Origin of the sequence: Streptomyces sp. NPDC059861 (genome assembly GCF_042731435.1) — a bacterium.
In the GTDB taxonomy this organism is placed as follows: domain Bacteria; phylum Actinomycetota; class Actinomycetes; order Streptomycetales; family Streptomycetaceae; genus Streptomyces.
The window spans coordinates 34,137-41,024 of sequence record NZ_JBHWJQ010000058.1 but is presented as its reverse complement, the minus strand read 5'-3'; the positions used below and the strand labels follow the sequence as shown (position 1 = coordinate 41,024).

Here is a 6,888-nt window from a genome sequence, read left to right as displayed (position 1 = left end):
GAGACCGAGTTCGCCAACGACATCAAACCCTTCACCGCACCCGCCGACGCGGAGGCGGAGGAGGAGCTGGACCGCGAGACGGTCGTCGTCGAGGTCGGCGGGCAGCGGCTGGAGGTGACGCTGCCCGCGACGCTGGGGCGGGTGCCGGAGCGGCAGCTGAGCCTCGTCGGGGCCGGAGCCGCCAAGCCGCGGCGCCGCAACTCCGGCCCCGGCGCGGGCGCCGGGGCCTCCGGCGACACGCTCACCTCTCCGATGCAGGGGACCGTCGTCAAGGTCGCCGTCGCGGAGGGGCAGCGGGTCGAGCGGGGCGAACTGGTCGTCGTACTCGAAGCGATGAAGATGGAACAGCCGCTCACCGCGCACAAGTCAGGCACCGTCACGGGACTGGCCGCCACGGCGGGCCAGGCCCTGTCCTCCGGTGCCGCCGTCTGCGACATCAAGGACTGATCCACGTGGCAGTACTCACGTACACCGACGCCGTGGGCGAGGCACTCCAGCGACTGCGCGGAGTGGGTTTCGAGCACGGCGGGTCCTTCGTCAACCACGCGCCGATGGCCGCCGAGGCGCTGGCGCACATGGGGTACGCCGACGAGGTGCCCGGCTGGGTCGACCACAACCTGCGCAACCGGGAGTACCACGACGTCCCCGAACGCCGCTGGGCCATCGACCCGGCCGACCCGGCGGACTGGCGTCCCGCGCTCGGCAACTTCTCGCGGGTCGCCGACTGGACCGGCCTGTTCGAGCGGGAGCTGGCGGGAGAGCCGTGGACCGAGGTGCTGGCCCGCTGGTGGCCCCGGCTGCTGCCGGGCATGTCGGGGATGCTGACGCACGGGGTGATCCGCACCGCGCACGCGGTGCGGGCCGTCGCCGCCGCCGGCGAGGAGAACCGGTTCCAACTGGCCGAACTGGCACAGGGACTGGGCTACTGGGCCGCGCGGCACTCCACCGGCGGGGTCACCGTGGACCAGGAGCCAAGGCCTGTCCTGCCGGACGGGGACGACGGGCGGGAGCCTGTCGCCCGGGCGCTGGACGACCTCGTCGCCGAGTACGCCGGGATCTACGCCACCGTCGCCCAGCGGCACCCGATCCCGCTGATCCACGCGGTCACCGGACCGGCCGCCGTACGACTGGTCGTCGCACATCTGCCCGAGGACCAGCGGCTGCCGTCGTACCAGGTCGCGCGGGCCGTCAGCCGCAGGATGCTCGACTGGTTCCACGCCACGCCCCGGCCGGCCGCGCCGCTGCCCCAGGCGCCGCACGTGGCCGAGGTGTTCGCCCGGGCCGCCGAGATCGGCGACGAGCACACCATCAAGCTCGCCGAGGTCGCGGTGCGGCACGACGCGATCGCCCCCGACCCGCGGCACGCGGCAGCCGCCCAGGTGGCGAACGAGGGCATCGGCCGCTTCTACCGCTGAACCACCCTTGCCGGCTCCGGATCGTTTCCGAGCTCTTTCCGACCCGTTCCTTCCCCGCCCGGAGGGCGGGTTGTCCCGAGGAGTGTCATGGACGCACAAGTCATCGTCGTGGGCGCAGGACCGGCCGGGATGATGCTGGCCGGCGAGCTGCGGCTCGCCGGCGTCGACGTCATCGTCCTGGAGAAGCTGCCCGCGCGGACCGGGGAGTCACGCGGCCTCGGTTTCACCGCCCGCACCATGGAGATCTTCGACCAGCGCGGACTGCTGCCCCGGTTCGGCGACATCGAGGTCAGCAACGTGGGTCACTTCGGTGGCCTCCCGGTCGACTTCGGTGTCCTCGACGGGGCGCACCAGGCAGCCAAGACCATCCCCCAGTCGGTCACCGAGACCGTCCTGGAGGAGTGGGCGACGCAGCTCGGCGCGGACGTCCGGCGCCGGCACGACGTGCTGTCCGTCAAGGAGAAGGAGGACAGCGTCGAGGTCGAGGTGCGCGGCCCCGAGGGCGTGCACCGGCTGCGCGCCGAGTACCTCGTCGGCTGCGACGGCGGCCGGTCCACCATCCGCAAGGCCGCCGGCTTCGACTTCCCCGGCACCGCGTCGACCCTGGAGATGTTCCTCGCCGACGTCAAGGGCATCCAGCTGGAGCCCCGGATGATCGGCGAGACCCTGCCCGGCGGCATGGTCATGGTCGGCCCGCTGCCCGGCGGGATCACCCGGCTGATCGTCTGCGAGCGGGGCACCCCGCCGCAGCGCCGGGAGCAGCCGCCGACCTGGGACGAGGTGGCGGCGGCCTGGCAGCGGCTGACCGGCGACGACATCTCGCACGCCGAGCCGGTGTGGGTGTCGTCCTTCGGTGACGCCACCCGGCAGGTCACCGAGTACCGGCGCGGCCGGGTCCTCCTCGCGGGCGACTCCGCGCACATCCACCTGCCGGCCGGCGGCCAGGGCATGAACACCAGCATCCAGGACTCGGTCAACCTCGGCTGGAAGCTCGGCGCGGTGGCCCGTGGCCGGGCGCCCGGGGCGCTGCTCGACACCTACCACGCCGAGCGGCACCCGGTCGGCAAGCGGCTGCTGATGAACACCCAGGCGCAGGGACTGCTGTTCCTGTCCGGGCCCGAGGTGCAGCCGCTGCGCGACGTGCTCAACGAGCTGATCCGCTACCCCGAGGTCAGCCGGCACTTCGCGGCGATGGTGTCCGGCCTGGAGATCCGCTACGACCTCGACGGCGGCCCCCACCCGCTGCTCGGCCGCCGGCTGCCCGACGTCAAGCTGACCGGGCACCGGCTGGTCTCCTCCAGCACCGAGGCCCTGCACGCGGGCCGGGGTGTCCTGCTGGACCTCGCGGACAACGAGCGGCTGCGCGAGCGCGCCTGGGACTGGCAGGACCGCATCGACATCGTCACGGCCGCGCCGGTCCTGCCGGAGAGCAGCCCGCTCGCCGGCACCACCGCCGTCCTCGTCCGCCCCGACGGCTACGTGGCCTGGGCGGCCCCGGGCAGCCACGCGGACCTCCCGATGGCCCTGGAGCACTGGTTCGGCCCGGCGCGCTGACCCTGGGCGACACCCGCACGCCGTCGACCGACCCCCGCGCCCCCCTGCGACGTACCGCTGAATGGAGAGATCATGCACAGCACCTTGATCGTCGCCCGGATGGACCCGGGTCACAGCCCCGAGGTGGCCCGGCTGTTCAAGGAGTTCGACCAGACCGGGATGCCGCATCTGATGGGCACCCGTCGCCGCCAGCTCTTCGCCTATCGCGGCCTGTACTTCCACCTCCAGGACTTCGACACCGACAACGGCGGCGAGCTGATCGAGGCGGCCAAGACCGACCCCCGCTTCGTGCGGATCAGCGAGGACCTCAGGCCGTTCATCGAGGCCTACGATCCGGCGACCTGGCGGTCCCCGGCCGACGCGGTCGCCACGCGCTTCTACGACTGGGAGGGCCGGGCGTGAGCGCCAGGCGAGTGGTCATCACCGGGGTCGGCGTCACGGCCCCCGGTGGTGTCGGCACCAAGAACTTCTGGAAGCTGCTGAGCGAGGGACGCACCGCGACCCGGGGCATCACCTTCTTCGACCCGTCCTCCTTCCGCTCCCGTGTCGCCGCCGAGATCGACTTCGATCCGCAGGAGCACGGACTGAGCCCGCAGGAGATCCGCCGCATGGACCGGGCGGCTCAGCTGGCCGTGGTCACCGCGCGCGAGGCGCTCGCCGACAGCGGCCTGGACCTGACCGGCGCGGACCCGCACCGGGTCGGCGTCACCATCGGCAGCGCGGTCGGCGCCACCATGGGCCTCGACCAGGAGTACCGCGTCGTCAGCGACGGCGGGCGCCTGGAACTGGTGGACCACACCTACGCCGTGCCGCATCTGTACGACTACCTGGTGCCCAGCTCCTTCGCCGCCGAGGTGGCGTGGGCGGTGGGCGCCGAGGGCCCCGCCACGGTGGTCTCCACCGGCTGCACCTCCGGCCTGGACTCGGTCGGCCACGCCGCCGAACTGATCCGGGAGGGCTCGGCCTGCGCGGTGGTGGCGGGCGCGACGGACGCCCCGATCTCCCCGATCACCCTGGCCTGCTTCGACGCGATCAAGGCCACCACCCCGCGCAACGACGACCCCGAGCACGCCTCGCGGCCCTTCGACGGGACCCGCAACGGCTTCGTGCTCGGCGAGGGTTCGGCGGTGTTCGTCCTGGAGGAGCTCGAAGGAGCGCTCCGGCGGGGCGCGCACATCTACGCCGAGATCGCCGGCTACGCCTCGCGCTGCAACGCCTTCCACATGACCGGACTGCGCCCGGACGGCGTGGAGATGGCCGAGGCGATCACGGTCGCGCTGGACGAGGCCCGGCTGAACCCCGAGGCCATCGACTACGTCAACGCGCACGGCTCCGGCACCAAGCAGAACGACCGGCACGAGACGGCCGCGTTCAAGAAGAGCCTCGGCGACCACGCCTACCGGACCCCGGTGTCGTCCATCAAGTCGATGGTCGGGCACTCGCTCGGCGCGATCGGCTCGATCGAGATCGCCGCCTCGGTCCTCGCCATGGAGCACAACGTCGTGCCCCCGACGGCGAACCTGCACACCCCCGACCCGGAGTGCGACCTGGACTACGTGCCCCTGACGGCCCGTGAGCACCACACCGACGCGGTGCTGACCGTCGGCAGCGGCTTCGGTGGCTTCCAGAGCGCCATGGTGCTCGCCCGACCGGAGAGGAGCGCGGCATGAGCACGGCCGCGACGCGCACCGTCGTCACGGGGCTCGGCATAGCAGCCCCCAACGGCCTCGGTGCCCACGACTACTGGGCGGCCACCCGCTCGGGCAAGAGCGGCATCGGCCGCATCACCCGCTTCGACCCCACCGGCTACCCGGCGAAGCTCGCCGGTCAGGTGCCCGGCTTCCACGCCGGCGACCACCTGCCCAGCAGGCTGCTCGCGCAGACCGACCACATGACCCGTCTCGCCCTGGTCGCCACCGACTGGGCGCTGGCCGACGCGGGCGTCACGCCCGCCGAGCTGTCCGCGTACGACATGGGCGTGGTCACCGCCAGCTCCTCCGGTGGTTTCGAGTTCGGCCAGGGCGAGCTGCAGAAGCTGTGGAGCCAGGGCAGCCAGTACGTCTCGGCGTACCAGTCCTTCGCCTGGTTCTACGCCGTCAACAGCGGCCAGATCTCCATCCGCAACGGCATGAAGGGCCCGAGCGGGGTACTGGTCTCCGACCAGGCCGGCGGTCTGGACGCGATCGCCCACGCCCGGCGGCAGATCCGCAAGGGCACCCAGCTGATCGTCTCCGGGTCGATCGACGCCTCGATCTGCCCGTGGGGCTGGGTCGCCCAACTGGCGAGCGGACGGCTGTCCGAGGGGGAGGAGCCCGACCGGGCCTACCTGCCCTTCGACGCCGCCGCCGGCGGGCACGTGCCCGGCGAGGGCGGCGCCATCCTGATCCTGGAGTCCGCCGAGGCCGCCGCCCGGCGCGGGGCCAGGGTCTACGGCGAGATCGCCGGCTACGCGGCCACCTTCGACCCGGCTCCCGGCAGCGAGCGCCCGCCCGGTCTGCGCAAGGCCGTCGAACTCGCCCTCGCCGACGCGGGCGTGGACGCCGGCGACGTCGACGTCGTCTTCGCCGACGGGGCGGCCGTGCCCGAGCTGGACCGGATCGAGGCGGACGCGCTGAACGCGGTGTTCGGTCCGCACGGCGTCATGGTCACCACCCCCAAGACGATGACCGGGCGCCTCTACTCGGGCGCCGCCCCGCTCGACGTGGCGACCGCCCTGCTCGCCATCCGGGACGGTGTCGTGCCCGCCACCACCAACGTGCACCCCGACGCCTCCTACGACCTCGACCTGGTCACCGGCGAGGCCCGTGCCACCGAGGTCCGCACCGCGCTGGTCCTCGCCCGCGGCCACGCCGGCTTCAACGCGGCGACGGTCGTCACAGCCGCGTAGAGCCGTCCGGCGGTGTCCCGACGGGGTCCCGCGCGACGGCCGTCGCGCGGGGCTGCCGTCCGGCGCCAGGGAATGCCCCCGGCCCGCCGCGCGGGCCCGCCCTTGGTGGCCGCGATCACGTCCCGCCTTTGCTGCGCGGGCCGGCCTCTGCTGGTCGCGTTCGCGTCCCGCGTTTGCTGCCCTGGTTCGCCCTTGGTGGTCGCCGCGCGGGGCGACCTCGGTGGTCGCGTTCGCGTCCTGCCTTCGCCGCGTAGCGCGGCCCTTGGCGTTCGCGGTCGTGTCCCGCGTTGCCGCGCGGGGCTGCCGTCCGGCGCCAGGGAATGCCCCCCGCGCCCGCCCCGCGGGCCCGCCCTTGGTGGCCGCGATCACGTCCCGCCTTTGCTGCGCGGGCCGGCCTCTGGTGGTGGCGGTCGCCGCGCAGCGCGGCCCTTGGCGGTGGCGGTCGTGTCCCGCGCTCGCCGCGTGGCTCGCACCGGTGACCTGGAACGCGCTCCGCGCTCACCGCCCGGCGCTGTCCGCGGCGCCCCTGAACGCGCCCGCGTGTCCGGTCCGTTCGTCTCTCCCACGTCCGGGCCGGCCGCGGGCGTCCGCACGTTCCCGTAAGACCCAGACGAGAGGAACCTCCCGTGCCCACCCAGTCCTTCACCCTCGACGACCTCAAGCGCATCCTCCTGGAGTCGGCCGGCGCCGACGAGAACGTCGACCTGGACGGCGACATCCTCGACACCGACTTCGAGGAGCTCAGCTACGAGTCGCTGGCCATCCTGGAGACCTGCGGCCGCATCGAGCGCGACTACGCCATCTCCCTCGACGACAGCGTGGTCACCGAGGCCAGGACACCGCGCGCCCTGCTGGAGATCGTCAACGCCCAGCTCGCGGAGTCGGCGCAGGCCGCCTGAGCCGCCGTAGCGGCGCCCCCCGAGGCCGTACCCCTCGCCCTCACCCCCCCGGGGGGGGGGGGGGGCCGCCCCCCCGCGGCCCGCCCCCCCCCCCCCCCCCCCCCCCAAAAAAACTAACAAACACAAACCAACA

General features: G+C 73.4%; 7 protein-coding genes. All 7 read left to right on the top strand.

The window, feature by feature from the left end; all coding sequences use genetic code 11:
• The coding region (locus tag ACFV6X_RS33585; RefSeq protein ID WP_385390045.1) for an acetyl-CoA carboxylase biotin carboxyl carrier protein subunit at positions 1–447 on the top strand (447 nt) is incomplete at its 5' end.
• A 5-nt stretch (positions 448–452) separates the two neighbouring features.
• Positions 453–1,415: a hypothetical protein gene (locus ACFV6X_RS33580; RefSeq protein ID WP_385390044.1), complete on the top strand. Its 963-nt coding sequence runs from the start codon at positions 453–455 to the stop codon at positions 1,413–1,415.
• Between the two features lie 87 nt (positions 1,416–1,502).
• Positions 1,503–2,969 (top strand): FAD-dependent monooxygenase, encoded by a 1,467-nt coding sequence (locus ACFV6X_RS33575; protein ID WP_385390042.1) that lies wholly within the window; start codon positions 1,503–1,505, stop codon positions 2,967–2,969.
• A gap of 72 nt (positions 2,970–3,041) precedes the next feature.
• The gene (locus tag ACFV6X_RS33570; protein ID WP_385390040.1) at positions 3,042–3,371 is read left to right on the top strand and encodes a TcmI family type II polyketide cyclase; all 330 of its coding nucleotides are present in this window, start codon (positions 3,042–3,044) and stop codon (positions 3,369–3,371) included.
• Positions 3,368–4,639: a beta-ketoacyl-[acyl-carrier-protein] synthase family protein gene (locus tag ACFV6X_RS33565; RefSeq protein WP_365459974.1), complete on the top strand. Its 1,272-nt coding sequence runs from the start codon at positions 3,368–3,370 to the stop codon at positions 4,637–4,639. Before ACFV6X_RS33570 ends, ACFV6X_RS33565 begins: the two co-directional genes overlap by 4 nt.
• Positions 4,636–5,856, top strand: a complete 1,221-nt coding sequence (locus ACFV6X_RS33560) for a ketosynthase chain-length factor (RefSeq protein ID WP_385390039.1) — start codon at positions 4,636–4,638, stop codon at positions 5,854–5,856. The genes ACFV6X_RS33565 and ACFV6X_RS33560 overlap by 4 nt, the downstream gene beginning before the upstream one ends.
• A 626-nt stretch (positions 5,857–6,482) precedes the next feature.
• The gene (locus ACFV6X_RS33555; protein ID WP_365448775.1) at positions 6,483–6,755 is read left to right on the top strand and encodes an acyl carrier protein; all 273 of its coding nucleotides are present in this window, start codon (positions 6,483–6,485) and stop codon (positions 6,753–6,755) included.
• Positions 6,756–6,888: the final 133 nt, after the last annotated feature.